This is a genomic window from Pseudomonas sp. B3G-3 (assembly GCF_028640915.1).
In the GTDB taxonomy this organism is placed as follows: domain Bacteria; phylum Pseudomonadota; class Gammaproteobacteria; order Pseudomonadales; family Pseudomonadaceae; genus Aquipseudomonas; species Aquipseudomonas chlororaphis_I.
The window spans coordinates 96,868-122,214 of sequence record NZ_JAQZAB010000115.1; the positions used below are offsets into that span (position 1 = coordinate 96,868).

Genomic DNA, 25,347 nt, shown 5'->3' on the forward strand with positions numbered 1-25,347 from the left:
CCCACGGCGAAGCTGGCCGTGAGCAAACCGGCGTTGCGCTGGGTGGTGTGGGGCGCCAGCGTAGGAGCGAGGCTTGCCCGCGATGGTCGCGACACGAATCAGAGAACGATGTGGCAAGGCCGCCTGCCCTGCTAATAGCAATTACCGTCGGTTTCAGCGCAGAACTCATAGGGCGTGTTGCTGATGAACCAATCGAGCCAGTGGTGTTGCCAATCCGGCCACTGAATGATGTAGGTCTTGGTGGCCTTGATGAACTCCAGGCCAAAGATGCTGATGCTGTTGTCGTCCTCGTACATCCGCAGGTCCAGCGACCAGTCCCGGATCAAGGGCGTGCGGTAGACCCGCTCCGGGTCCTCAAGGTCGATGACCTGCAGATAGCCCTTGCCGCCGAAAGGCACCAGCAGCCCGCCGGCCGAGGCATGCTGCAACAGGTAACGACCGGAGGGGCTGGTCGCCGAATAGGGCTCGCGTTCGAGCACTGTGTAGAGCGCGCTGGCGAACACCAGTACACAGGCTCCCAGCAGGCCCCCCACGACCGCCAGGGTCTTCTTGTACTTCATCGCGCGCACGCCGAAAAACCGCAATTCATTTGCCCGATCTCCTTGAAAGGCGGCTATTGAACGAGGCCTGGCCAAGCCGATCAAGTTGCGGCACCATCCGCCGCCACAAAACGCCTGGTTTCCCCGCCCGCGGCGCGGAAACTTCTCCGGCAGCAAGGATGCGCCCATGCCTCGTCATTCCCGAATCGTCAGCCTGATGCTGCAAGTGGCCGTCTGGCTGGTGCTGCCGTTCGCCGCCCTGCAACTGGGCCTGGTACTGACCCACGCCGTCGCCGCGCCCTTTGTCTCGGCGGTGGCGGCTCCCACCGGGGTCCTGTCCCTGGTGCTGATCCAGATCACCCTGGTGTATGCCGCCGCCAAAGGCTGGCACGCCTGCGGCATGCCGGCCCACTATCGCTGGCTGGGCCTGTGGCTGGGTTGCGTGCTGGTGCTGTATGCCGTGCCGAGGCTCATGCCGTTGATCAGTAGCAGCCCATGAATCACAGAGGCTGTTCAGCCTGTTGGTGATCTTCACCTGGTGCAAAACCCGCTGAAGATCAGGCCAGCCTGAGGTAAAGATGGATGTCCTCGGGCTCCAGGCGATGCAGCTCTGGATCGGGGGCCGGCAACAGCTCGCAGCCCAGGCGGCAGTAGAAATCCACGGTGTTGCGCGATGGCGTGGCCGAGACATAGAGCCCCTCGCCGCCCATGCGCCGTGCCTGCTCGGCGGCCAGGCCGAACAGCCGCTGGCCCAGGCCGCGCCCGCGATAAGCCTGGCTGACATGCAGGAACTTCAGTTGCCGCAGTTGCAAGCCGGCGCTGTGGATAACCAGGCAATCGACCACCGCCGCGGCCACCAGGCGGTGCTCGTCGAACACCCCGTACAGCCAGCCGCCGCGCTGTCCACACGCCTGCAAGACCTGCGCGTCATGCTCGGCTTCGCCAGGCGGCCAGCCGGTCACCACTTCGCGCTGGGGATAACACAGCAGTTGCCCGTCCTGCAGGCGGTAGAACGCTTCGATCAGTTCCACGCGGTCAATCAGTTTGAACAGCGGGATGTCTTGCGGGGTCAAAGGGCGTTCATTGAGCATCTTGGGTTTCCTGAAGCCGTCCGTGGTTTTACGTATCGATACACGCGGGGCATTTTTTGCCCCGGGCGAACCGATTATTCTATCCGCCAGCTGTTAAAAGTCCGTTGTGTTTGGCCGAAGGCATGACCGAACCTCCATTTCCGATCCAGCGCAGCCAGGAAGGGCTCGGGATCTCCTGACAAGGTTCACTTATGCATCGCAGGCATCTTCTGAAAGCATCCATGGCGCTGGCAGCCTACACCGGCCTGTCGGCCACGGGTCTGTTGGCCACCCGGGCCTGGGCGGGCGCCGCCGACGGCGAAGCGCAGGCCTTCGATTTCGAGATTCTCAAGGCCCAGGCCAAGCAATTGGCCGGCAAGCCCTACGTGGATACCAAGCAGGTGCTGCCGCCGACCCTGGCGACCATGACCCCGCAGAACTTCAACGCGATCCAGTACGACGGCAATCACTCGCTGTGGAAGGAGCTGAACGGCCAGCTGGACGTGCAGTTCTTCCACGTTGGCATGGGCTTCAAGCAGCCGGTGCGCATGTACAGCGTCGACGCCAAGAGCCGTCAGGCGCGGGAAGTGCATTTCCGCCCGTCGCTGTTCAACTACCAGAACACCAGCGTCGACACCGCGCAGCTCAAGGGCGACCTGGGCTTTGCCGGCTTCAAGCTGTTCAAGGCCCCGGAACTGGATAGGCACGACGTGGTGTCCTTCCTCGGCGCCAGCTATTTCCGCGCGGTGGACAAGACCGGCCAGTACGGCCTGTCGGCCCGCGGCCTGGCGATCGACACCTACGCCAAGAAACGTGAAGAGTTTCCCGACTTCACCAAGTTCTGGTTCGAGACCCCGGACAAGGACAGCACCCGTTTCGTGGTCTATGCCCTGCTCGACTCGCCCAGCGCCACCGGCGCCTACCGCTTCGACATCGACTGCCAGGCCGAACGCGTGGTGATGGACGTCGACGCGCACGTCAACGCCCGCACCGCCATCGAACAGCTGGGCATCGCGCCGATGACCAGCATGTTCAGCTGCGGCACCCATGAACGGCGCATGTGCGACACCATCCATCCGCAGATCCACGACTCGGACCGCCTGGCCATGTGGCGCGGCAACGGCGAGTGGATCTGCCGCCCGCTGAACAACCCGGCGACCCTGCAGTTCAACGCCTTCGCCGACAAGGACCCGAAGGGCTTCGGCCTGGTGCAGACCGACCACGAGTTCGCCAACTACCAGGACACCGTGGACTGGTACAGCCGGCGCCCGAGCCTGTGGGTCGAGCCGACCACCGCCTGGGGCGAAGGATCGGTCGACCTGCTGGAGATCCCCACCACCGGCGAGACCCTGGACAACATCGTGGCCTTCTGGACCCCGAAAAAACCGCTGGCCGCCGGGGACTCGCTGAACTACGGCTACAAGTTGTACTGGAGCGCCCTGCCACCGGTGGGCACGCCGCTGGCGCGGGTCAACGCCACCCGTTCGGGCATGGGCGGCTTCGTCGAAGGCTGGGCCCCGGGCGAGCATTACCCGCCGGTCTGGGCCCGACGCTTCGCCGTGGACTTCAATGGCGGCGGCCTGGATCGACTGCCGGAGGGCACCGGCATCGAGCCGGTGGTCACCGCGTCGAACGGCCAGGTCAAGGATTTCCATGTGCTGAAGCTGGACGAGATCCAGGGTTATCGCGTGCTCTTCGACTGGTACCCGACCAACGACAGCGTCGATCCGGTGGAGCTGCGGCTGTTCATCCGTACCAACGATCGCACCCTGAGCGAAACCTGGCTGTACCAGTACTTCCCGCCGGCACCGGACAAGCGCAAGTACAGCTGAGGAAGCCCTATCGCCTGTAGCCGCTGCCGAAGGCTGCGATGGGCCAGGAACCGGTCGTCAACGGGCGCTGCGGATGGAGCGATCGACCGTTGTGTCCAGAGGCGGTCCGCTACGCGGCCCATCGCAGCCTGCGGCAGCGGCTACAGGTCGCGGTGTATGACACGGCATAAAAAACCGGCCCTCACAGGCCGGTTTTTTTATGCCCCGCACAGCTCACTCACGCAGGTCCGACTCGTGAATCGGCTGGTCGCGATGGGTCGCGCGCTGGTACTGCGCCGGCCAGATCGCCTTGTGCCCGCTCAGGTCGTCGTCGGCATGCAGCGGCCAGTACGGGTCGCGCAGCAACTCGCGGGCAAGGAAGATGATGTCGGCCTGACAGGTACGCAAAATGTGCTCGGCCTGGGCCGGCTCGGTGATCATGCCCACGGTGCCGGTGGCGATCCCCGACTCCTTGCGCACCCGTTCGGCGAAGCGGGTCTGGTAGCCCGGGCCGGTGGGGATCTCGGCATTGACCGCGGTGCCGCCCGAGGAAACATCGATCAGGTCCACACCCAGGGCCTTCAGGCGGCAGGCCAGCTCGACGGTTTCGTCCGGGTTCCAGCCGTCCTCCACCCAGTCGGTGGCCGACACCCGGACGAACAGCGGCAACTCTTGCGGCCAGACCGCCCGCACCGCCTCACACACCTGCAGGACCAGGCGAATGCGGTTATCGAAGGAGCCACCGTACTGGTCGCGGCGCTGATTGCTCAGAGGCGAGAGAAATTGATGCAGCAGGTAGCCGTGGGCGGCATGCACTTCGACCACCTTGAAACCGGCGACCAAGGCGCGTTTGGCCGAGTCGACGAAGGCCTGGACGATCGCGGCGATCTGCCCTTCGTCGAGTTGGGTCGGCGGCGTATGTTGCGGGTCGAAGGCAATCGGCGAAGGGCCTACCGGGACCCAGCCGCCCTCCTCGGGCTTGACGCTGCCATGCTTGCCCAGCCACGGCCGATGGGTGCTGGCCTTGCGTCCGGCGTGGGCCAGCTGGATGCCGGCGACCGCGCCCTGGGCGGCGATGAACCGGGTGATGCGTTGCAAGGGTGCGATCTGTTCATCGTTCCACAGGCCAAGGTCCTGGGCGGTGATGCGCCCGTCGGCGGTGACCGCCGTGGCCTCGGTGAAAATCAGTCCGGCGCCGCCCACGGCACGACTGCCGAGGTGCACCAGGTGCCAGTCATTGGCCAGTCCATCTACGCTGGAGTACTGGCACATGGGCGATACCGCGATGCGGTTGAGTAAGGTCAATTGACGAAGGGTATAGGGTTCAAGCAGCAGACTCATGGGGCACCTCTCGATCAGTGGTCAGGCTCCAGGGTTCTGTTTGAAAAGTCGACGAGTGACTGGAAAGGAACAGCGCCCGCCCCCGCGGGAGAAAAAAGGACAAGACGTCACAAGGCCAATCAAGCAGTGTTTAGAGACTAGTCGACAACGGCGCGACCAGCAGGGTTCCGACACATTTTGCCGAGGAAGGTAACGGTGGCCTGGCGTTTTTTCGCGAGCAAGCTCGCTCCTACATAAGCAACACACTCCCTGTAGGAGCGAGCTGGCTCGCGATAGCGTCAGCAGCCTTAACGCGGTTCGATATGGGCGATCATCAGTTGCACGGTTTCCTGGCCGCGGAACTCGTTGAGGTCCAGCTTGTAGGCCAGTTCCACCCAGCGGATGGTCGGGTTCGGCCATATATCGCGGTCGATGCCGAAGGCGATGCCGTCGAGTTTCACCGAGCCGCATTCACTGCGCAGCACCACCTTGAGGTGACGCTCGCCGACCACGCGCTGTTCCACCAATTGGAATACGCCATGGAACAGCGGCTCGGGAAAGTGCTGGCCCCAGGGCCCGGCATGGCGCAGGGCGCGGGCCAGTTCGAGGTGGAACTCTTCCACCGCCAGGGTGCCGTCCGACAGCAGGCGTCCGGTCAGGTCTTCCTCGCGCAGCTGGCGGCGCACCTCGGCATCGAAGGCTTCGGCGAAGGCCGGGAAATTCTGCTCCGGCAGCGACAGGCCGGCGGCCATGGCGTGACCGCCGAACTTGCTGATCAGGTCCGGATGCTTGGCCGCCACCGCGTCCAGGGCGTCGCGGATATGAAAGCCCGGCACCGAACGCGCCGAACCCTTGAGCATGCCTTCGCCGGCGTCGGCAAAGGCGATGGTCGGCCGGTGGTAACGCTCTTTCAGCCGCGAAGCGAGAATCCCGATCACCCCCTGGTGCCAGTCGGGCTCGAACAGGCACAGGCCGAACGGCATCGACTCCACCGGCAAGTCCTTGAGCTGGGCCAGGGCTTCGCGCTGCATGCCCTGCTCGATGGATTTGCGATCCTGGTTCAACTCGTCCAGCTGGCCGGCCATTTCCCGCGCCAGGGCCATGTCATGGCTGAGCAGGCATTCGATGCCCAGACTCATATCGTCCAGGCGACCGGCGGCATTCAGCCGCGGGCCGAGGATGAACCCCAGGTCGGTGGAGGTGATGCGCGACGCCTCGCGCTTGGCCACTTCGAGGATCGCCTTGATCCCCGGCCGCGCGCGCCCGGCACGAATCCGCTCCAGCCCCTGGTGCACCAGGATGCGGTTGTTGGCGTCCAGCGGCACCACGTCGGCGACGCTGCCCAGCGCCACCAGATCCAGCAGTTCGCCGATGTTCGGCTGCGGCTTGGTTTCGTACCAGCCAAGGCTGCGCAGGCGGGCCCGCAGCGCCATCAGCACATAAAAGATCACCCCGACCCCGGCCAGGGCCTTGCTCGGAAACTCGCAGCCGGGCTGGTTCGGGTTGACGATGGCATCGGCCGCCGGTAACTCGTGGCCCGGCAAGTGGTGGTCGGTGACCAGCACTTTCAGCCCGGCCGCCTTGGCCGCCGCCACGCCCTCGACACTGGAGATGCCGTTGTCCACGGTGATCAGCAGCTGGGGCTTGCGCTCCAGGGCCACCGCGACGATTTCCGGGGTCAGGCCGTAGCCGTATTCGAAACGGTTCGGCACCAGGTAATCGACATGGGCCGCGCCCAGCAGGCGCAGGCCAAGCATGCCCACGGTACTGGCGGTGGCGCCGTCGGCGTCGAAGTCGCCGACGATCAGGATGCGTTCGCGCTGCTCCAGCGCGGTCACCAGCAGGTCCACCGCAGCCTCGATGCCCTTGAGCTGCTGGAACGGGATCAACCGCGCCAGGCTCTTGTCCAGCTCGGCCTCGGACTGCACGCCACGGGCGGCGTACAGGCGGGTCAGCAACGGCGGCAGATCACCGAGAAACGGCAGGGTGGCGGGCAACTCACGAGGTTCGATACGCATGGGGTGACAGAAGCTTCTCTTCGATACGGGGGATACAGCGAAACAGCGCGCGGCGTGGCGAACTCAGCGCTCGCCCAACAGCCATTCCAGCTGGACTTCGTGCTGGCCACGATCGTCGGTGACGAAGATCGTGCCTTCGCTGATCATCACGTCCCACTTGATAACGCGCGGCATGTCCTTGGCCAGGACTTCCAGGACGTCCTGGGGCACGCCGGCGATATTGAGGTTCTTCAGGTTCTTCACCGCGTCCACCACCCGGGTCTGCCACACGCGCAGGCTGCCGTAGGCCAGCAGGCTGGTGCGCTCGGTACGGCGCGAGCACCAGGTCAGGCGCTCGGCGTCCGGCTGGCCGACTTCGATCCAGTGCAACACACGGTCGTCCAGGCTTTTTTCCCACAGGGCCGGCTCATCCACTTCCGACAGGCCACGACCGAACGACAGGTGTTCGTTGTACCAAAGGGCGTAGGCCAGCAGGCGCACGGTCATGCGCTCTTCGGTTTCCGACGGATGGCGGGCGATGGTTTGCTTGACGCTTTCGTACACCCCGCGATCGAGGTCAGTCAGGTTCAATTCAAACTTGTAGGTGGTAGACGGCTGGGCCATGGACGGGGCTTCTTGATACGAGGAAAGGCGGCAAGTCTAACCGATGCACGGGCCAATCCACGAATCGCGCACCATCATCCTTTGGCGAGGGAGCGCCGGGCTATGTTAAAACGCTCTACCGTCCAATCTTTGTCCTACAAGGATCTTCCATGCCGCTTACCGCCAAACCCCTTGCCGGCCTGAAAGTCGTCGAACTCGGCACCCTGATCGCCGGCCCGTTCGCCTCGCGTATCTGCGCCGAATTCGGCGCCGAGGTGGTCAAGGTCGAATCGCCCGATGGCGGCGACCCGCTGCGCAAGTGGCGCAAGCTGTATGAAGGCACGTCGCTGTGGTGGTTCGTCCAGGCGCGCAACAAACAGTCCCTGACCCTGAACCTCAAGCACCCGGACGGCCTGGAGGTGCTGAAGAAGCTGTTGGCGGAGGCCGACATCCTGATCGAGAACTTCCGCCCCGGGGTCCTGGAAAAACTCGGCCTGGGCTGGGACACCCTGCACGCGCTCAACCCCAAGCTGGTGATGGTGCGCCTGTCCGGCTTCGGCCAGACCGGGCCGATGAAGGACCAGCCCGGTTTCGGCGCGGTTGGCGAGTCCATGGGCGGGCTGCGCTACATCACCGGTTTCGAGGACCGCCCGCCGGTGCGCACCGGCATTTCCATCGGCGACTCGATTGCTGCCCTCTGGGGTGTGATCGGCGCGCTGATGGCCCTGCGGCACCGCGAGGTCAACGGCGGCCAGGGCCAGGTGGTGGACGTGGCGTTGTACGAAGCGATCTTCGCCATGATGGAAAGCATGGTCCCGGAGTTCGACGTCTTCGGTTTCATCCGCGAACGCACCGGCAACATCATGCCCGGCATCACGCCCTCCTCCATCCACACCAGCGCCGATGGCAAGCACGTGCAGATCGGCGCCAACGGCGATGCGATCTTCAAGCGCTTCATGCAGGTGATCGGCCGCGAAGACCTGGCCAACGACCCGGCCCTGGCCAGCAATGACGGCCGCGATAGCCGGCGCGACGAGCTGTATGGGGTCATCGATCGCTGGGTCAACTCGCTGCCGCTGGAGCGCGTGCTCGAGTTGCTGAATCAAGCGGAAGTCCCCGCCAGCCGCATCTTCAGTGCCGAGGACATGTTCAGCGATCCGCAGTTTCTCGCCCGGGAAATGTTCCTCCAGGCCAAGCTGCCGGACGGCAAGGCATTCAAGATGCCCGGCATCGTGCCGAAACTCTCGGACACCCCAGGCTCGTCCGAATGGGTCGGCCCCGCGCTCGGCGAACACAATGCCCAGGTACTGGGCGCCCTGGGTTACGACGAGCAGCAGATCAAAAGCCTGCGTGACAGCGGCGCGATCTAGCGTTGAACACGATTTCGCGACAATGAGAGTTTTACCGACAAGGATCAGCAGCCTGATGAACCCATGCAGTGGCGGGCGAATGATTCGCGGGATAGGTGTGTTTTGTATGTTGCTGGCACTCGGCACCTGGCCCCAGGTCAGCCAGGCCAGGAACACCTTGGTCTGGGTCCTGCGCGACCTGCCGCCAACGACGATTTTCGAAGGCCCGCAAAAAGGCCGCGGGGTGATCGACCAGGCCTTGCCTGTGCTGATGGCCAGCCTGCCGGAGTACGACCACCAGATCGTGCACGTCAACCGCGCCCGGGGCATGCAAATGCTCCGGGAGCAACCCTTCGTCTGCGATCCGGCGCTGATGTTCAACCTGCAGCGGGCACAGTGGATCGCGTTTTCCATCACCAGTTTTCGCGTGTTCAGCAACGGCCTGGCGGTGCGTCGCAAAGACCGTGATGGCGTGCAGCCGTTTATCCACGACGGCCAGATCGACTTGCGTGCACTCCTGGCCAGCGCCCCGCACAACGTTGGCGTGGTGGCCGAGCGCAGTTATGGCGAGCAGATCGACAGCCTGCTCGCACAGGCGCCGCCCGGAGCCCTGATGGCCCACTACGGCAACAGCGCCATCGGCAACCTGCTGCAGATGCAAAGGCACGGACGCCTCAAAGCCCTGATCGGCTACCAGCCGGAGATTCGTTTCCAGGCGCAACAGCAAGGGATCGATCCGAACGAGCTGGAGTTCTACCCGATCCAGGGCATGCCCAAGTATCAATCGGTGAACGTCGGCTGTTCGAACACAGCGCAGGGCCGCCAGGCGGTGGAGCGCATCAACCGGGCGCTGCTCAAACTGCGCCCGGACACCTTGCTGGAGCTTTATGCCCAGTGGCTGGAACCGTCGCTGCGCGAGCAATACCGCAGCGATGCCCTAGCGTTTTTCCACGACGCGCCGCAGCGCTAAAAAATCCGGGCAAAAAGAAACCCCGAGCAGTGGGGAGACGACTCGGGGTTAAACGTGGTCTGCAAGCAGACCCGTGCAACAAGCGACAAGCACCGGAGCACAATGCTTGATCCTGTTGCCAAGGGTCTGACTGATGGGCTGAAGCGAAGGTTCCCGAAAATTTCCAATCAGCGTGCGCTGTCGAACGCCTTCTCCTGGGCCACATTGCGCAAGGCCGCGATGACACAGGGTTCCAGGCGACCTTCGGCGATCAATACGTCGCGATGCAGGCCGTCGACGACATCGGTCAACTGGCGCTTGTCGGTCAACTGGACCTGGTTGAACTCACGCTCGACCACGATGGCCCCCAAGGCATTCTTCAGGGTCACCAGGCATTCCCCTTGCGCGCGCGGGGTCAGAGTTACCTGATACGGGCTCAAAGCTTCACCCAACAATAGGCTGATACTTTCCATCTCGATCACCACTCAATAGCTGGAATTAAGGCTCGAATACACCAATGCCGGTAGCTTTCTGGCATTCAAGTGACCACCGCCCAGAGAAGAAAGTTCGCAACCGCTGGCGGTTGCCGACCTGAGTTGATCCAGCATGCCCGCAAAACATGACAGATAAAAAACAGCCCGTATCAGACTAGAATCGGCACTTCAAACCAGAAACGAACGCGACGGTGCCGGCTGATCGATCAGCGCCTCGACCTTCTTGTAGCGCGATACCGCCTGTTGGCAGGAGTAGCGCCGAGGGTCGATCCGGACCGGCATCGCAACCTGCTCCCGGGGCGGATTTTCAGGCCTTGCGCAGGTCTTTCTGGCAGGTGGGGTTGTGGCCATGGGGGCCCTCTCCTCAAGCGGTTGGCAAAGCCCGGCGGCGCAGCGATGACGGTTGCCCGGCTGCTGGGCCTGGCCAAAATGCTGCCTTCTCACCGGAGCGAGTCTTGAATCAAACACTCAATAAAAAACTGCGGATCGTCCTGGCCGACGATCACCCGATTTTCCTCATCGGCCTGCGGGCCGTGCTGGAGCGCGACGACAACCTGGAGATCGTCGGCGAAGCCAGCTCCCCGACCGCCCTCGGCGAACTGCTGCAAAGCTGTCCCTGCGAAGTCCTGGTCACCGACTTCATGATGCCGGGAGAGCAGCAGAACGACGGCCTGCGCCTGATCGAGCAACTGCGCCGGCATCACCCCGAGCTGCCGATCGTGGTGGTGACCATGCTCAACAACGCCGGGCTGTTCCGCTCGATTCTCGACCTGGGCGTCATGGGCCTGCTGAGCAAGGCCAGCCTGGCCGATGAGCTGCCGGCGGCGATCAGCCATGTGCGTCGCAACAAGGTGTTCGTCGCCCAGGCCATCCAGCAACTCCTCAGCCTGGCGGGCGAGGTCGGGCCGGATCGCCTGCTGTCCGGGGAACAGCTGTCGCCCCGCGAACTCGAAGTGATCCGCCTGCTGGCGGCCGGGCTGACGGTCGGGGAAATCGCCGCCAAGCTCAGCCGCAGCAAAAAGACCGTCAGCACCCAGAAGGTCAGCGCGATGCGCAAGCTCGGCCTGTCCAGCGCCGCGGCGTTGTACATCTACGTGCAGGAACACGGGCTGGCCTGAACGCAGGCTCAGCCCATCTCTTCGCCGAGGTCGGCCCTCACGCGCCGGGCGATCCACTGACGCACGGCGACCGCGCTCATGGGTTCGGCGATGAAGCAGCCTTGCAGGCGCGCCTGCCCCAGCCGTTTGGCCGCCTCGTAGTCGGCGGCGCTCTCGATACCGGCCAGCACCAACCCCAGCGACATGCGCCGGGCCATGCTCATGGCGCCGGCCACCACCGCCGACTTGCGCTCATCGGCCGCCAGCCCACAGACAAAGGCCGGCGGGATCTTCAGCTCGGTGAACGGCAACTCCAGCAGGCGCTGCAGGCTGGTGCCACCGGTGCCGAAGTCGCCAATCGACAGCTTGCAACCGATCATGCGCAGGCGCAGCAGGGCCTCGACATGGGCGGTGTCGGTTTGCAGCTCGGTGGTCTCGACGATTTCCAGGGTCAGCAGGCGTGCCGGTACTTCAAAACGGCGCAGCAGGGCTTCCAGCTGGCGCGCGAAGTTCGGCAGTTCCAGCATGCCCACCGGGATGTTCACCGAGATCGCCAGCGAACGGCCCATGACCAGGCGCACCCCGGCCGACAGCTGCATGGCCTGCTCCAGCATGAGCCAGGTGAAGGCTTCTTCCAGCCCGGCGAACTCGATCACCGGGAGGAACTCGGCGGGCAGCATCAGGCCATGCTCCGGATGCTGCCAGCGGGCCAGCGCCTCGACGCCCTGGACCTCGCCGTCCTGGCTGACCACCGGCTGAAAGTGCGCGACCCCATGGCGCAGTACCGCCGCCCGCCCTTCCTCGGCAGTCGGCACTTCAGGCTGGAATACATCCAGCCCCAGGGTTTCACGCACCTGGGCCAGCGACAAGGCTTGCGGGCCCGGCTCGAAACATTGCTGGTACAGGCTCAGCAGTTCATTGACCAGGGTCACCGAAGCCGGCTTGGGCAGGCAGCCCAGCACATTCAGGCCCTGCTGCCGGGCCATGGCCGCGGCGCCTTCGCGGACATCCGCTTGCGCGTCGCTGAGAATGATCAGCGCCTTCGCCCGCTGTTGCTCCGCCAGGTAACGAATCAGCTCCAGGCCGTCGGCCTGCTCCAGGTACAGATCGCAGATGGCGATGTCCACCGGCCCCTTGCTGTCCAGGGATTGCCGGGCGGCGGCAACGCTTTCGGCGTTCAACACGTTGAACACGCCGTTGGCGTTGAGCATCTGGTGCAGGGCCATCAACTGGAACGAATTGTCTTCAAGAACGAGCACTTTCAACGAGTGCATGCAACGACCTCCGATACGGCGAGAGCGGCGAGAATCCGCAGCGGGCCGGTACGTTAATCGCAGAGGGCAGGTCGCCCCATAAGACAAGTCTTAATCGCTACCCAGGTGCGGCTCGATATCGCTGCGCAAGCAACCGATGGCTTCCTTAAGACGCAGCCAGTGCTCCGCCAGCACCGCCGTCGAGCGGGCCCGGGCAACGCCCTCCAGGTCGATGCAGACCTGGGCCAGCGGCAGCGCATCGATCAGGCAGCAGACCCCTTTGAGGCGGTGGGTGGACGCGCCGATACGCGCCCAGTCCTGCTCCAGCACCGCCGACTCCAGGGCCACCTGCTCCTGCCCCAGGTTGCTCCACAGCTCGCGCAGCATGCGTTGCAGGATCGGCTCGTCGGCCTGGGTCATGCTGCGCAGGGTCTGGATATCAAAGGATGGCGGCGGCAAGAAACGCGCAAGCATCTGCGCCAGCCGGTCCAGGGTCACCGGCTTGACCAGCAGCTCGTCCATGCCGGCCTGCTCGCAGCGCTGCTGTTCATCCTCGAAGGCATTGGCGGTGCAGCCGATCAGCGGGCAGGCGTCGCGCCCTTCCCGGACCTCGATCTCACGTATCGCTTCGCTCAGCTGATAACCGCTCATGCCCGGCATGTGGCAATCGGTCATCACCAGGTCGAACGCCTCGCCCTGCCAGCGCGCCAACGCCGCCTCGGCGCTGTCGAGCGCCACCACCTTGTGCCCGAGGAACATCAGTTGCTGGCTGAGCACCATGCGATTGGCCCGCACATCATCGACCACCAGCACCGACATGCGACGGCTCTGCGGACGCTCGCTGGTCACCTGGGGCGACTGGCTGAAAGCCTCGACCACTTGCTCCGGATAGAGCTCGAGGGTCACGCGGGTCCCCGCGCCGGGTTGGCTTTGCAGCAGAATGCGGCCGCCCATCAGCTCCACCAGTTGCTTGCAGATGCTCAGGCCCAGGCCGGTTCCGCCCTGCTCTGGCGTCGTCTGCACATGGGCCTGAATGAACGGATCGAACAGGCTCGCCTGTTTCTCCGGGCTGATACCTGGCCCGGTGTCGGCCACGCTGATGCACAGGCGATCGGCGCCATGCTCATCTGCCTGGCGCTCGACGGATACCCGCACCTCGCCGACCTGGGTGAACTTCAGGGCATTGCTCAGCAGGTTGTGCAGCACCTGGCGCAGGCGCAATGGATCGAGCCAGTAGAAGCCGTCCGCCGCCTTGTCGAAGGCCAGCGTCAGGTGCAGCCCCTTGTTGCGCGCGGTGACCTCGAACAATTGCTGTATGTCTTCGAAGAAGCCTCGCAGGGCCACGGTCTGCGGCGCCAGCTGCATATGCCCGGCCTCGATCTTGGCCAGGTCGAGGTTGTCGCCCATCAGGCCGACCAGCTCCTGCGCCGACTGATAAGCCACGCGCAAGGCATCGGAAAACGGCATGCCGCGCAGGCGCGCCTGTTCCTTTTCCAGCTCCAGCAAACCGATGATCGCGTTCATCGGCGTGCGAATCTCATGGCTCAGGGTCGAGAGAAAGGCGCTCTTGGCGTAGTTCGCCTGATCCGCCGCGCGACGCGCCTCCAGCAGCTCTTCCTCGAGGCGCTTGCGCTCGGTGATGTCGATCCAGCCCCCCAGCAGCCCCTGCAACTCGCCCTGGGCGCTGTAGAACGGCACCGTCCATTGATAGACCTGCACCGGGCCGTTCCTGGATTCGATCTGCCGGTCGACGAACACCGACTCCTGCGACTCCAGCTGCTCCAGGAACTCGCGGTGCAGCTGCCGGGCCGTGGCCTCGGGCAACACATCCAGCTCGGTCAGGCACAGCCCCTTGATCTGTTCCAGGCGCATGCCGGTCTGGGTTTCGTAGCTTTTGTTGCAGGTGATCAGGCGTCCGGCCAGGTCGCGGACGAAGATCGGGTTGGGGATGCCGTCGAGCAAGGCGCGCTTGAACGCCAGCTGGTCGTTGAGCCGTTGCTCGGCTTGCAGGCGTTGGCGGATCTGCCCCTTGAGCCGGGTGTTCCAGGCCAGGGACAGCAGGCCGAACAGGATCGCAGTAAAGGTGACCCAGTAGATCCACGCTGGCACTCGCTGCCACATCGGCACCGGCACCGGCGTCACCCCCAGCCATTTCAGGCGGATGGCGCTGAGCTCGGCCACCGGGAAGGCTTCCAGGGCCTTGTTCAGGATACTCAGCAGCTCGGGCTGGTCCCGGCGCACCGACAATTCGTCGGCCGACCACTTGCCCTCGACGCTGCGGCCGATGCGCAGGCCGTTCGCCGGGTAGCCCTGCACCTCGACTTCGTTCTGGATGGTCGCGTCGGCCTCGCCGCTGGCCACCAGGGCCCGCGCCTCCAGGTAGGTGTCGACCAGACGCAGGTGGACCTTCGGGTAGTTCTGCCGGACGTAGCTCTCCAGCGCATGCTTGGCCGGAAGCGCCAGGACCTTGCCGGCCAATTGGTTGAAGGTATTGAGCTGGATGTCGTCGGCGCGCACCACGAACACCCAGGCCGAACCGCCAAAGGCATGGGTGAAGTCGAGGAAGCCGCAGCGCTCATCGTTGGCCGACAGCGTGGTGTTCATCTGCGCCCGGCCCTTGAGCAGCAGATCCAGGGTGTGGGCCGTGGAGAAGGTTTCCTCCTGGACGAATTGCAGCCCGGTCATCCTCGAGATGCGGTTGAGCAGGTCGATATTCAGCCCGGCCCACTGGCCGTCCTTATCCTTGAACACGTAGGGCGGAAACTGCTGGGACGCCACTACCACATGCTGATGCTCGAGCAGCCAGGCGCGCTCCTGCTTGCTCAGCTTGATCCGCTCGTCGCCAGTGCTGGCACCCAGCCCGGTGGTCCAGCGGGCCAGGATCTCCCGCCGCGTGGAGTCGTCGATGCTTTGCAGCGCCTGTTCGATCAGGCGGCCGAGCAGCGGGTCGGTCTGGCGCGTGGCGAAGGCAAAGCCGATCGGCGGCAGCCGGCTTTCGGTGCGGACCTGCAACCCCAGGTAAGGGCGCAGCGCCTTGTAGGCTCGGACGATCACTTCATTGCCGATAAAGGCATCGACATCCCCCTGTTTCAGGGCTTCCAGGCCGCTGTACAGATTGGGCGAAAGAATGATCTGGCTGTGGGGATAGGCCGCATGGGCAATCTTGGCGTCCGCATAGCCCTCCAGCAGCACCACTTTCTTGCCAGCCAGGTCTTCGGGAATTTCCGCCTCGTCCCGGCGCACCACCACGACCGCGCGGTCGGGCATGTAGTCACTGGAGAAATGCAGCCCCGCGGCGCCACGCTCATAACCGTTGGCGCTGGTCAGGATATCGATCGCCCCGGTGCGCAGCGCCTCGACCGCCTGTTCGCGCTCGGAGAACCCCAGGACTTCCAGGGACACGCCCAGGCGTTCGCCGACCAGGCTCAGGTAATCGGCGCTGATGCCCTGGTAACGGTTGCGGTCGCGGGTGATGTCGATCGGCTGGTAGTCGTCGATCGAAATGCCCACCTTCAAGGTGCCACGGCCCGCCAGCCATTGCCGTTCGGCCGAAGCCAGGGTGAGCGGTTGCAGCTGGACGAAGGCCGGCACCAGCTTGAAGGGCAGGTTCTGCGCCGCCATCAGGCACGGGGCCAGGGACAACATCGCCAAAACCATCAATATGCGGAAAACCGGGCGCAGCAACATAAGCATCCTGTGAGTGATTCTCGACGCGGCGTCGCCCTGTCCTTGTGCCCTGTCCTTGAGCTCGATCCTTAAAGACGCGTCGCGATAAACAGCCTGTGTATAAAAAGACAAGGCCCGTCAGAGACGGGCCTTGTTGACGATCGATGTCACTCGATCAGAGCGGTTTGCCGCGATTGCCATGCTGGCTGACGAAGGCCTGGACGGCCTTCAGGTCGTTGGCCAGGACGGTGCAACGCTCTTCGCGCTGGAACAGGTCGGACAGGTGCGCCGGCAATTCCAGGGCCTTGCCGATCCCGGCCTTTTCCACCGCTTCCGGGAATTTCACCGGATGCGCGGTGCCCAGCACCACCATCGGGATATCCAGGCTGCGACGGCACTCACGGGCGGCCTTCACGCCGATCGCGGTGTGCGGGTCGAGCACTTCGCCGGTCTGGGCGAAGACTTCGGCGATGGTCTCGCAGGTCTGGGCGTCGTCCACGGCCAGGGAATCGAACAGCTTGCGCGCTTCGGTCCAGCGCTCCTGCTCGACGCTGAAACCGCCACCTTGCTTGAAGGAGTCCATCAGCGCGGCCAGCGCGGCACCGTTGCGACCGTGCAGGTCGAACAGCAGGCGCTCGAAGTTCGACGAGACCATGATGTCCATCGACGGCGACAGGGTGGCGTGCAGGGTTTCCTTGACGTACTGGTTGCCGCTCATGAAGCGGTGCAGGATGTCGTTGCGGTTGGTGGCGACGATCAGCTGGTTGATCGGCAGGCCCATGTTGCGGGCCAGGTAACCGGCGAAGATATCGCCGAAGTTGCCGGTCGGTACCGAGAACGCCACCGAACGCGCCGGGCCGCCCAGCTGCAGGGCCGCGTGGAAGTAGTAGACGATCTGGGCCATGATCCGCGCCCAGTTGATCGAGTTCACCGCCACCAGGCGAGTGCCCTTGAGGAAGCCCTGGTCGGCGAAGCTGGCCTTGACCATTTCCTGGCAGTCGTCGAAGTTGCCTTCGATAGCGATGTTGTGGATGTTCTCGCCGAAGATGGTGGTCATCTGCCGGCGCTGCACTTCGGACACACGGTTGTGCGGGTGCAGGATGAAGATATCGACGTTGTCGCAACGCTTGCAGCCTTCGATGGCGGCCGAACCGGTATCGCCGGAAGTGGCGCCGATGATCACCACGCGCTCGCCGCGCTTCTCCAGCACGTAGTCCAGCAGGCGACCCAGCAGTTGCAGGGCGAAGTCCTTGAACGCCAGGGTCGGGCCGTGGAACAGCTCCAGGACCCACTCGTTGCCGTTCAGCTGGCGCAGCGGGGCAATGGCGTTGTGGGAAAAGGCACCGTAGGTTTCCTCGAGGATTTTCTTGAAGTCGGCATCCGGAATGCTGCCGGTGACGAACGGGCGCATCACCCGGAAAGCCAGCTCGTGGTATGGCAGGCCGGCCCAGGAAGCGATTTCCTCCTGGGTGAAACGTGGCAGGTTTTCCGGTACGTACAGGCCGCCGTCGCTCGCCAGGCCGGCCAGCAGGACGTCTTCGAAATTCAGGGCCGGTGCCTGGCCGCGGGTGCTGATGTAACGCATGACTGGCTCCTCTAAAAAGAGTTCTCAAGCGGGAGCCGCCGGGGCTCCCGCAACGAAGCGGATTAGTTCAGGTGCTCGACGCGGATCCGTACGACCGGACCGACTACGCCCTGCAGGGCTTCCAGCGCGGTGATCGCGTCGTTGATGCGCTGTTCCACCACCCGGTGGGTCAGCAGGATCATCGGCACCAGGCCGTCGTGTTCTTCGACCTCTTTCTGCATGATCGACTCGATGTTGATGCCGCGCTCGGACAGGATGCTCGCCACCTGGGCCAGTACGCCCGGGTGATCCTTGGCCTGGATCCGCAGGTAGTAGGCGCTTTCGCAGGCCTCGATCGGCAGGATCGGGTGGGCCGACAGCGAGTCCGGCTGGAAGGCCAGGTGCGGCACGCGGTTCTCCGGGTCGCTGGTCATGGCGCGAACCACGTCCACCAGGTCGGCGATCACCGACGAAGCGGTCGGCTCCATGCCGGCGCCGGCGCCGTAGTACAGGGTGGAGCCGACGGCGTCGCCGTTGACCATCACCGCGTTGAACACGCCATTGACGTTGGCGATCAGGCGATCGGCCGGGATCAGCGTCGGGTGCACGCGCAGCTCGATGCCGGCATCGGTGCGGCGGGCCACGCCCAGGTGCTTGATGCGATAGCCCAGGGCCTCGGCGTAGTTCACGTCGGCGGTGGTCAGCTTGGTGATACCTTCGGTGTAGGCCTTGTCGAACTGCAGCGGGATACCAAAGGCGATGGACGCCAGGATGGTCAGCTTGTGCGCCGCGTCGATGCCTTCGACGTCGAAGGTCGGATCGGCTTCGGCGTAACCCAGGGCCTGGGCCTCGACCAGCACGTCTTCGAAGGTGCGACCCTTCTCGCGCATCTCGGTGAGGATGAAGTTGCCAGTGCCGTTGATGATCCCGGCCACCCAGTTGATGCGGTTGGCCGCCAGGCCTTCGCGGATCGCCTTGATGACTGGAATACCACCCGCCACGGCGGCCTCGAACGCCACGATCACCCCCTTCTCACGGGCCCTGGCGAAAATTTCGTTACCGTGTACGGCGATAAGCGCCTTGTTGGCGGTGACCACATGTTTACCATGCTCGATGGCCTTGAGTACCAGCTCGCGGGCAACGGTATAGCCGCCCATCAGCTCTATGACGATGTCGATCTCTGGGTTCGTGGCCACTTCGAACACATCGTTGGTAATCGCAATACCGGTCGTCTGGAACTGAGGCTTTGGCGTGCGCATGGCAATTTGTGCCACTTCGATTCCACGCCCGGCACGACGAGCAATTTCCTCGGCGTTACGCTGAAGTACATTGAAGGTACCGCCACCGACGGTACCCAGCCCACAGATGCCCACTTTGACCGGATTCACTCTGAACTCCCCATGAAACGGCCGACACTAGGTCGGCCGTGGAAAACAGCCGCAAACCACACGGCTCTCTATTAATGACGCGTCGGCCACAACCGCCGCGCCATGATCGTCAAAGGCTCGACGACGCAGGATTATTTCGCGCCCAGCGCCAGTTTGGCGACTTGTGGCGCAGGCTGGTAGCCCGGAATCACTTGGCCGTCGGCCAAAACGATGGCCGGCGTGCCGTTCACACCGATCGACTGGCCCAGGGCGAACTGCTTGGAAACCGGGTTGGCGCACTTGGCGGCCTTGATTTCCTTGCCATCGACCATCTTGTCCATGGCCGCTTTCTTGTCGGCCGAGCACCAGACCGCCTGCAACTGCTCGTCGCCCGGCGAACCCAGGCCCTGGCGCGGGAAGGCGACGTAACGCACTTCCACGCCCATCTTGTTCAGTTCAGGCACTTCGGCGTGCAGCTTGTGGCAGTACGGGCAGGTGGTGTCGGTGAAGACGGTGATGTGGGTCTTGGTTTCGCCGATGGCCGGGTAGACCACGGTTTCAGCGACCGGAATGGCGTTGATCAGCTTGGCCACGCCCAGGCGCTCGGTCTTTTCGGTCAGGTTGACCGGCTTGCCGTCCTTGAGCTGGAACAGGTAGCCCTGCATCACGAACTGGCCGTCGGCGCTGGCATACAGCACGCGGCTGCCCTTGAGCTTGACTTCATAGACACCGGGCAGCGGACTGGCGCTGATGCTTTCTACCGGGACTTCGAGCTGCAGGCCCTGGAGGCTTTTACGAATCGCTTTTTCGGCGGCGTCATCGGCCATAACAAAGGTACTGGCCAACGCAATGGCTGCGGCGGCGATCATCTGGGTCACGCGCATTGGGAACTCCTGAAGGCGGACAAATGGGACGGTCAGAACGCCCGTACTGGAACACCGGGTCATAACGGCCCACTTTGCAAACCGGCAAAGCCTACCACATAAGGCCCGCCTGGCGGGCTCCCGCTGAGCCAAGCCGGTCATTTGCCGATCAGCGCGGAGCCGCTCTTGTAGCTGCTGCCGAGCCTGCGAGGCTGCGCTCGGCGGCGAAGCCGACGCAAAACCAGGCACCCTGGTATTTCAGTTAAACCCCGAACATCGGATTGACGACGGCTGCGCCGCCGAACGCAGGCTGCGCCAGCGGCTACAGGTTCAACCGCGGGGATGGTGCTTGGCGTGCAGATCCTGCAGACGAGCCCGGGCGACATGGGTGTAGATCTGGGTGGTCGACAGGTCGCTGTGGCCGAGCAGCATCTGCACCACCCGCAGGTCGGCGCCGTGGTTGAGCAGATGGGTGGCGAAGGCGTGCCGCAAGGTATGGGGCGACAGCGACTTGCCGATCCCGGCGACCTTGGCCTGATGCTTGATCCGGTGCCAGAAGGTCTGCCGGGTCATCTGCTCGCCGCGCAGGCTGGGGAACAGCACATCGCTGGGCCGCCCGCCGAGCAGTTCGCCCCGGGCATCGCGCATGTAGCGCTCGACCCAGACAATCGCTTCCTCGCCCATCGGCACCAGCCGTTCCTTGCTGCCCTTGCCCATCACCCGCAGCACGCCTTGGCGCAGGTTGACCTGCTCCAGGGTCAGGCTGATCAGCTCGGTGACCCGCAGGCCACAGGCATATAGGACCTCAAGCATGGCGCGATCGCGCTGGCCGATGGCCTCGCTGAGGTCGGGAGCGGCCAGCAGGGCTTCGACATCGGCCTCCGACAGGGACTTGGGCAACGGCCGCCCCAACTGCGGCATGTCGACTTGCAGCGTGGGGTCCACGGCGATCAGCTTTTCCCGCAGCAGGTAACGATAGAAACCGCGCACCCCAGAGAGAAAACGCGCGGTCGAACGCGGCTTGTAGGCTTGTTCCACCCGCCAGGCGAGGTGGTCGAGAATCAGCTCGCGGCCGGCATTCACCAGTTCCAGCCCCTTTTCCTGCAGCCAGCCGTTGAACAGCGCCAGGTCGCTGCGATACGCCTCGCGGGTGTTGTCCGAGAGGCCCTTTTCCAGCCATAGCGCATCGAGGAAGCGGTCTATCAGGGGATGGTCGATGGCGGGCATAAATACTCGAAAGGCGCGGGCTTGAGGCCAGGCGCAAATAAATAGTGAACTGTGCAGAGGGTCGCTAGTCTTTCATAGCCCGCTATTTCAAGGAACAGGGAGCTTCAATGAACGAACAACAGATTCTGTTGGCCTTTGGCGGCATAGGCGTGGCGGCAGTGGGCTGCCAATGGCTGGCCTGGCGCCTGAAACTACCGGCCATTCTGTTCCTGCTGTTGAGCGGCATTCTCGCCGGCCCGGTCCTGGGCTGGCTCGATCCACAAGCGTTGTTCGGACCGCTGCTGATGCCGCTGGTGTCGCTGGCGGTGGCCTTGATCCTGTTTGAAGGCAGCCTGACCCTGCACCTGTCGGAATGGCGCGAGATCGGCAAGGTGGTGCACCGGCTGGTGACCATCGGCGCGCTTTCGACCTGGGCAGTGATCACCCTGGCCACCCATTGGCTGCTGGGCTTCGACTGGCTGCTGGCGCTGCTGTTCGGCACCCTGACCCTGGTCACCGGGCCCACCGTGATCGTACCCATGCTACGGGTGGTTCGGCCCAAGGCGTCGATCGCCAACATCCTGCGCTGGGAAGGCATCGTCATCGACCCGATCGGCGCCCTGCTGGCGGTGGTGGTCTACAGCTTCATCATCGCCAGCGCCGAGGGCCAGGGCCTGCAGCACAGCCTGATGACCTTCGGCGGGGTGATTCTCTGCGGCAGCCTGTTCGGCATCGTCGGCGGCTGGGTGCTGGGGACCATCATGCGCCGCCAGTGGCTGCCGGAATACCTGCACAACCTGGCCACGCTGGCGGCGGTGCTGGGCATATTCATCGGCGCCAACCAGGTGATGCATGAGTCCGGCCTGCTGGCCGTGACCCTGATGGGCATGTGGATGGCCAATATGAAGGACGTCGACGTCCGGCACATCCTGCACTTCAAGGAAAACCTCAGCGTGCTGCTGATTTCCGGGCTGTTCATCCTGCTGGCGGCACGCCTGGACCTCAATGCGCTGATCGCCCTGGGGCCGCTGGTGTTGATTCTGCTGCTGGTAATCCAGTTCGTCGCCCGGCCATTGAACGTGCTGCTGTCCACCGCCGGCTCCAATCTGAACTGGCGCGAACGGACCTTGCTGGCCTGGATCGCACCGCGGGGCATCGTTGCCGCGGCTGTCTCGGCGATCTTCGCCATTCGCCTGGACCAGGCCGGCCATGAAGGCGCGCTGCTGCTGGTGCCGCTGACCTTTGCCGTGATCATCGGCACCGTGGTGCTGCAAAGCGCCACTGCGCGGCCGCTGGCCCGCCTGCTGAAAGTCGCGGAACCGGCACCGAGTGGCTTCCTGATCGTCGGGGCGAACGCTCCGGCGCGGACCATCGGCAAGGCCCTGCAACAACTGGGCAGTCGTGTGCTGCTGACCGATTCGAGCTGGGAAAACATCCGCGCCGCGCGCATGGATGGCCTGCCGACCTACTTCGGCAATCCGGCGTCGCAACACGCCGATGCCCATCTGGACCTGGTGGGGCTTGGCCATCTGCTGGCGCTGTCGCCCTCCGGCGAACTGAACACCCTGGCCTCCATGCGCTTCCGTCACGACTTCGGCCATCAGCGCCTGTTCGGCCTGGCCAACAGCCAGGAAAGCCGGCGCACCGACAAGCACCGGGCCAGCCATGAACACCGCGGGCATCTGCTGGGCAGCGAGGCGCTGTCCTACAGCAAACTGGCCAGCCTGCTGGGACAGGGTGCGGAGCTGTACAGCACCAACCTCACCGAAGGCTTTGGCTGGGAGGATTACCAGGCGCTGCACGGCGAACGGGCGACCCTGCTGTTCGCTCGCGACAGCAGCGGCTGGGTGCATGTGGTGACGCCGGACAGCGCCCTCAAGCCCACAGCGGGCTGGACCCTGGTAGCGTTGATTCAGAAGGATATGGCGGCCTGATAGCCCATCGCGGGCAAGCCTCGCTCCTACAGAACGGTGAAATCCCGCAGGAGCGAGGCTTGCTCGCGATCAGTCGACAAACCCCGGCAGCACCGGCACCGGGCGCTTGTCGTCATCGATGGCGACAAAGCTGAACAGGCCGTGGATGGCTTTCTCCCGCCCATCGCAACTCATACTCTCGACGAAGACTTCAACCTCGACCTTGAGGCTGGTGTTGCCGACCTTCACTACCCGTCCCACCAGCTCGACGATGGAGCCCGCGGCAATCGGGTGATTGAAGTCGATACGGTCAGTGGACACGGTGACCAGCGGCAGCCGACAGAAACGGGTCGCGGCGATGAACGACACTTCGTCCATCCAGGCCAGCGCCGTGCCGCCGAACAGGGTGTTGTGGTGGTTGGTGGTCGACGGGAATACCGCCTTGGTCACACGGGTAACCGACAGCTCGGTCCGGCGTTGGATTTCTTGCTCGCGGGGGCTCATGGTTCTACTGCCTGAAACACACTTCGGGGAATAAATGACGGGCAACAAAAAAGCAGCCCGTAGGCTGCTTTTTTCTGCATCGGAAGCTGGACTTAAGCCAGTTTTTCCTTGATGCGAGCTGCTTTACCCGACAGGTCGCGCAGGTAGTACAGCTTGGCTTTACGTACGTCACCGCGACGCTTGACAGCCATGCTGTCGATTTGCGGGCTGTAGGTCTGGAAAGTACGCTCTACGCCAACACCGTTGGAGATTTTACGAACGGTGAATGCACTGTTCACGCCACGGTTACGCTTGGCGATTACAACGCCTTCGAACGCTTGCAGACGGGAACGATCGCCTTCCTTCACTTTCACCTGAACGACAATGGTGTCGCCCGGGGCAAAGGCTGGGATCTCTTTGGTCATCTGCTCTGCTTCGAGTGCAAGAATGATTTTGTTGGTCATGCTGTGCTCCTAAGGTAAATCGTCGGATCTACCATCGATACGTTGTTAACTATCGTCCCGCTCGCGGATGTATTCCTCGAGCAGCTTCTTCTCTTCTCCAGAAAGCGAGCGGCTTTCCAGAAGATCGGCGCGTCGTTCATAGGTCCGACCAAGGGACTGCTGTAAACGCCAACGCCGGATGTGTGCGTGGTTGCCACTCAGCAACACGTCGGGAACACGCTGATCCGCATACACCTCCGGTCGGGTGTAGTGCGGGCAATCCAGCAGACCATCCGTGAAGGAATCTTCCTCCGCGGAATCCGCATGCCCTAAAGCTCCGGGCAGCAGTCGCGTAACCGCATCAATCAGGACCATCGCCGGCAGCTCGCCACCGGAGAGTACATAGTCGCCAATCGACCACTCTTCATCGACATGAGCTTCAATAAAACGCTCGTCAATGCCTTCATAACGACCGGCAATCAGGATCAATGCATCCTCATTCGCCAACTCGCGTACCGCCGACTGAGTCAGTTTGCGGCCTTGGGGCGACAGGTAGATCACCTTCGCGCCCTCCCCGGCTGCCTGCCTGGCCTGAACCAGAGCATCTTCCAGGGGCTTGATCTTCATCACCATGCCCGGGCCACCGCCAAATGGGCGATCGTCCACAGTGTGATGTCGATCCGTGGTGTAGTCTCGCGGATTCCAACAGGTCAGCTGCAAGAGCCCCTGTTTCACCGCGCGGCTGGTTATGCCGTAGTCGCTGATGGCGGAAAACATCTCGGGAAACAAACTGATCACTTCTACGCGCAGGCTAGCCACGTTCAGAAGTCCGCGTCCCAATCCACCTTCATCTCGCCCGCTGCCAGGTCGACGGCCAACACGCATTGCTCGGTATAGGGCAACAGGCGTTCGCGATCATCCAGGCTGCCAGCGCAAGGCTTGACCACCATTACATCGTTCGAGCCGGTCTCCAGCAGGTGATCGATCTTCCCGAACAGTTGTCCGTGAGTGTCGATGACCTTGAGACCTTGCAGCTGGTACCAGTAGTACTCGCCGTCGGTCAGTTCAGGGAACAGGTTGCGCGGCACGCAGATCTCATAACCGGCCAGAAGACGCGCTTCTTCACGATCATCGAGACCCTTGAGCTTTGCGACCAGGAATTTTTCATTCCCGCGTCCGCTGACCAGCTCAACCTGTTTCACGCTACCTTCGCGCTTGAGCGTCCAGGTTTTGTAATCCAACAGGTTTTTAATCGGATCAGTAAAGGAATAAACCTTCACTTCGCCGCGAACGCCGTGAACAGAGTAGATTTTGCCGATAACGATCAAATCATCAGCAGGAGCAGGCGTCGCGTTCATAG

At 63.6% G+C, this 25,347-nt stretch carries 23 protein-coding genes; 6 read left to right on the forward strand and 17 right to left on the reverse strand.

Annotation, left to right across the window (positions count from 1 at the left end; translation table 11 throughout):
• Positions 1-131: 131 nt before the first annotated feature.
• Positions 132-560 carry a hypothetical protein gene (locus tag PVZ80_RS20610; RefSeq protein WP_223815552.1) on the reverse strand — a complete coding sequence of 143 codons (429 nt, stop codon included), beginning with the start codon at positions 558-560 and terminating at the stop codon, positions 132-134.
• Between the two features lie 166 nt (positions 561-726).
• Between PVZ80_RS20610 and PVZ80_RS20615 the strand changes: the two genes are divergently transcribed.
• The gene (locus tag PVZ80_RS20615) at positions 727-1,038 is read left to right on the forward strand and encodes a hypothetical protein (RefSeq protein WP_016702746.1); all 312 of its coding nucleotides are present in this window, start codon (positions 727-729) and stop codon (positions 1,036-1,038) included.
• 58 nt (positions 1,039-1,096) lie between these two features.
• Here PVZ80_RS20615 and PVZ80_RS20620 read toward each other — a convergent pair whose 3' ends face one another.
• Positions 1,097-1,630 (reverse strand): GNAT family N-acetyltransferase, encoded by a 534-nt coding sequence (locus tag PVZ80_RS20620; protein WP_273864478.1) that lies wholly within the window; start codon positions 1,628-1,630, stop codon positions 1,097-1,099.
• A gap of 191 nt (positions 1,631-1,821) precedes the next feature.
• On the opposite strand from PVZ80_RS20620, the gene PVZ80_RS20625 reads away from it, so the two are divergent.
• Positions 1,822-3,441 carry a glucan biosynthesis protein D gene (locus PVZ80_RS20625; protein WP_273864479.1) on the forward strand — a complete coding sequence of 540 codons (1,620 nt, stop codon included), beginning with the start codon at positions 1,822-1,824 and terminating at the stop codon, positions 3,439-3,441.
• Between the two features lie 213 nt (positions 3,442-3,654).
• Here PVZ80_RS20625 and PVZ80_RS20630 read toward each other — a convergent pair whose 3' ends face one another.
• The 3 genes from PVZ80_RS20630 to PVZ80_RS20640 all read right to left on the reverse strand — a co-directional run bounded on the left by PVZ80_RS20630 (position 3,655) and on the right by PVZ80_RS20640 (position 7,361).
• Positions 3,655-4,761, reverse strand: coding sequence for an NADH:flavin oxidoreductase/NADH oxidase (locus tag PVZ80_RS20630; RefSeq protein WP_009047156.1), 1,107 nt, complete (start codon positions 4,759-4,761; stop codon positions 3,655-3,657).
• A 287-nt stretch (positions 4,762-5,048) separates the two neighbouring features.
• Positions 5,049-6,758, reverse strand: coding sequence for a single-stranded-DNA-specific exonuclease RecJ (gene recJ, locus PVZ80_RS20635; RefSeq protein WP_273864480.1), 1,710 nt, complete (start codon positions 6,756-6,758; stop codon positions 5,049-5,051).
• Positions 6,759-6,821: 63 nt separating this feature from the next.
• Positions 6,822-7,361, reverse strand: coding sequence for a YaeQ family protein (locus PVZ80_RS20640; RefSeq protein ID WP_007923023.1), 540 nt, complete (start codon positions 7,359-7,361; stop codon positions 6,822-6,824).
• A gap of 149 nt (positions 7,362-7,510) precedes the next feature.
• On the opposite strand from PVZ80_RS20640, the gene PVZ80_RS20645 reads away from it, so the two are divergent.
• Both PVZ80_RS20645 and PVZ80_RS20650 read left to right on the forward strand, forming a co-directional pair.
• Positions 7,511-8,710: a CaiB/BaiF CoA transferase family protein gene (locus PVZ80_RS20645; protein ID WP_009047154.1), complete on the forward strand. Its 1,200-nt coding sequence runs from the start codon at positions 7,511-7,513 to the stop codon at positions 8,708-8,710.
• A 106-nt stretch (positions 8,711-8,816) separates the two neighbouring features.
• The gene (locus PVZ80_RS20650; RefSeq protein WP_273864481.1) at positions 8,817-9,659 is read left to right on the forward strand and encodes a TIGR02285 family protein; all 843 of its coding nucleotides are present in this window, start codon (positions 8,817-8,819) and stop codon (positions 9,657-9,659) included.
• 167 nt (positions 9,660-9,826) lie between these two features.
• Here PVZ80_RS20650 and PVZ80_RS20655 read toward each other — a convergent pair whose 3' ends face one another.
• Positions 9,827-10,111, reverse strand: a complete 285-nt coding sequence (locus PVZ80_RS20655) for a DUF3509 domain-containing protein (RefSeq protein ID WP_016702741.1) — start codon at positions 10,109-10,111, stop codon at positions 9,827-9,829.
• Positions 10,112-10,300: 189 nt separating this feature from the next.
• Positions 10,301-10,483 (reverse strand): hypothetical protein, encoded by a 183-nt coding sequence (locus PVZ80_RS20660; RefSeq protein WP_124301179.1) that lies wholly within the window; start codon positions 10,481-10,483, stop codon positions 10,301-10,303.
• Between the two features lie 104 nt (positions 10,484-10,587).
• Between PVZ80_RS20660 and PVZ80_RS20665 the strand changes: the two genes are divergently transcribed.
• Positions 10,588-11,250 (forward strand): response regulator transcription factor, encoded by a 663-nt coding sequence (locus tag PVZ80_RS20665; RefSeq protein ID WP_038630679.1) that lies wholly within the window; start codon positions 10,588-10,590, stop codon positions 11,248-11,250.
• Between the two features lie 8 nt (positions 11,251-11,258).
• On the opposite strand, the gene PVZ80_RS20670 is transcribed toward PVZ80_RS20665, so the two are convergent.
• The 6 genes from PVZ80_RS20670 to xerD all read right to left on the reverse strand — a co-directional run bounded on the left by PVZ80_RS20670 (position 11,259) and on the right by xerD (position 21,169).
• A complete protein-coding gene (locus tag PVZ80_RS20670) occupies positions 11,259-12,503 on the reverse strand; it encodes an EAL domain-containing response regulator (RefSeq protein ID WP_028681729.1) in 1,245 nt (414 codons plus the stop codon).
• A gap of 90 nt (positions 12,504-12,593) precedes the next feature.
• Positions 12,594-16,169 (reverse strand): ATP-binding protein, encoded by a 3,576-nt coding sequence (locus PVZ80_RS20675; RefSeq protein ID WP_041985782.1) that lies wholly within the window; start codon positions 16,167-16,169, stop codon positions 12,594-12,596.
• A gap of 154 nt (positions 16,170-16,323) precedes the next feature.
• Positions 16,324-17,733, reverse strand: coding sequence for a threonine synthase (thrC, locus tag PVZ80_RS20680; RefSeq protein ID WP_016702738.1), 1,410 nt, complete (start codon positions 17,731-17,733; stop codon positions 16,324-16,326).
• A gap of 62 nt (positions 17,734-17,795) precedes the next feature.
• Positions 17,796-19,100: a homoserine dehydrogenase gene (locus PVZ80_RS20685; protein WP_273864482.1), complete on the reverse strand. Its 1,305-nt coding sequence runs from the start codon at positions 19,098-19,100 to the stop codon at positions 17,796-17,798.
• A 131-nt stretch (positions 19,101-19,231) separates the two neighbouring features.
• On the reverse strand, positions 19,232-19,963 hold the full coding sequence (locus tag PVZ80_RS20690; protein WP_009047146.1) for a thioredoxin fold domain-containing protein: 732 nt from the start codon (positions 19,961-19,963) through the stop codon (positions 19,232-19,234).
• 309 nt (positions 19,964-20,272) lie between these two features.
• The gene (gene xerD / locus PVZ80_RS20695; protein ID WP_016702737.1) at positions 20,273-21,169 is read right to left on the reverse strand and encodes a site-specific tyrosine recombinase XerD; all 897 of its coding nucleotides are present in this window, start codon (positions 21,167-21,169) and stop codon (positions 20,273-20,275) included.
• A 107-nt stretch (positions 21,170-21,276) separates the two neighbouring features.
• Here xerD and PVZ80_RS20700 point away from each other — a divergent pair, with 107 nt between their 5' ends.
• Complete coding sequence (locus PVZ80_RS20700; RefSeq protein WP_273864483.1) at positions 21,277-23,082, forward strand: cation:proton antiporter; 1,806 nt, start codon at positions 21,277-21,279, stop codon at positions 23,080-23,082.
• 69 nt (positions 23,083-23,151) lie between these two features.
• On the opposite strand, the gene PVZ80_RS20705 is transcribed toward PVZ80_RS20700, so the two are convergent.
• From PVZ80_RS20705 to rimM, 4 genes are all read right to left on the reverse strand, one after another.
• Entirely contained in the window at positions 23,152-23,565 is a 414-nt protein-coding gene (locus PVZ80_RS20705) for an acyl-CoA thioesterase (protein WP_007927676.1), read from the reverse strand.
• A gap of 92 nt (positions 23,566-23,657) precedes the next feature.
• Complete coding sequence (gene rplS, locus PVZ80_RS20710) at positions 23,658-24,008, reverse strand: 50S ribosomal protein L19 (protein ID WP_009047143.1); 351 nt, start codon at positions 24,006-24,008, stop codon at positions 23,658-23,660.
• 45 nt (positions 24,009-24,053) lie between these two features.
• Positions 24,054-24,806, reverse strand: coding sequence for a tRNA (guanosine(37)-N1)-methyltransferase TrmD (trmD, locus tag PVZ80_RS20715; RefSeq protein ID WP_007927678.1), 753 nt, complete (start codon positions 24,804-24,806; stop codon positions 24,054-24,056).
• Positions 24,807-24,808: 2 nt separating this feature from the next.
• Positions 24,809-25,345, reverse strand: coding sequence for a ribosome maturation factor RimM (rimM, locus tag PVZ80_RS20720; protein WP_007927679.1), 537 nt, complete (start codon positions 25,343-25,345; stop codon positions 24,809-24,811).
• Between the last annotated feature and the right edge of the window lie 2 nt (positions 25,346-25,347).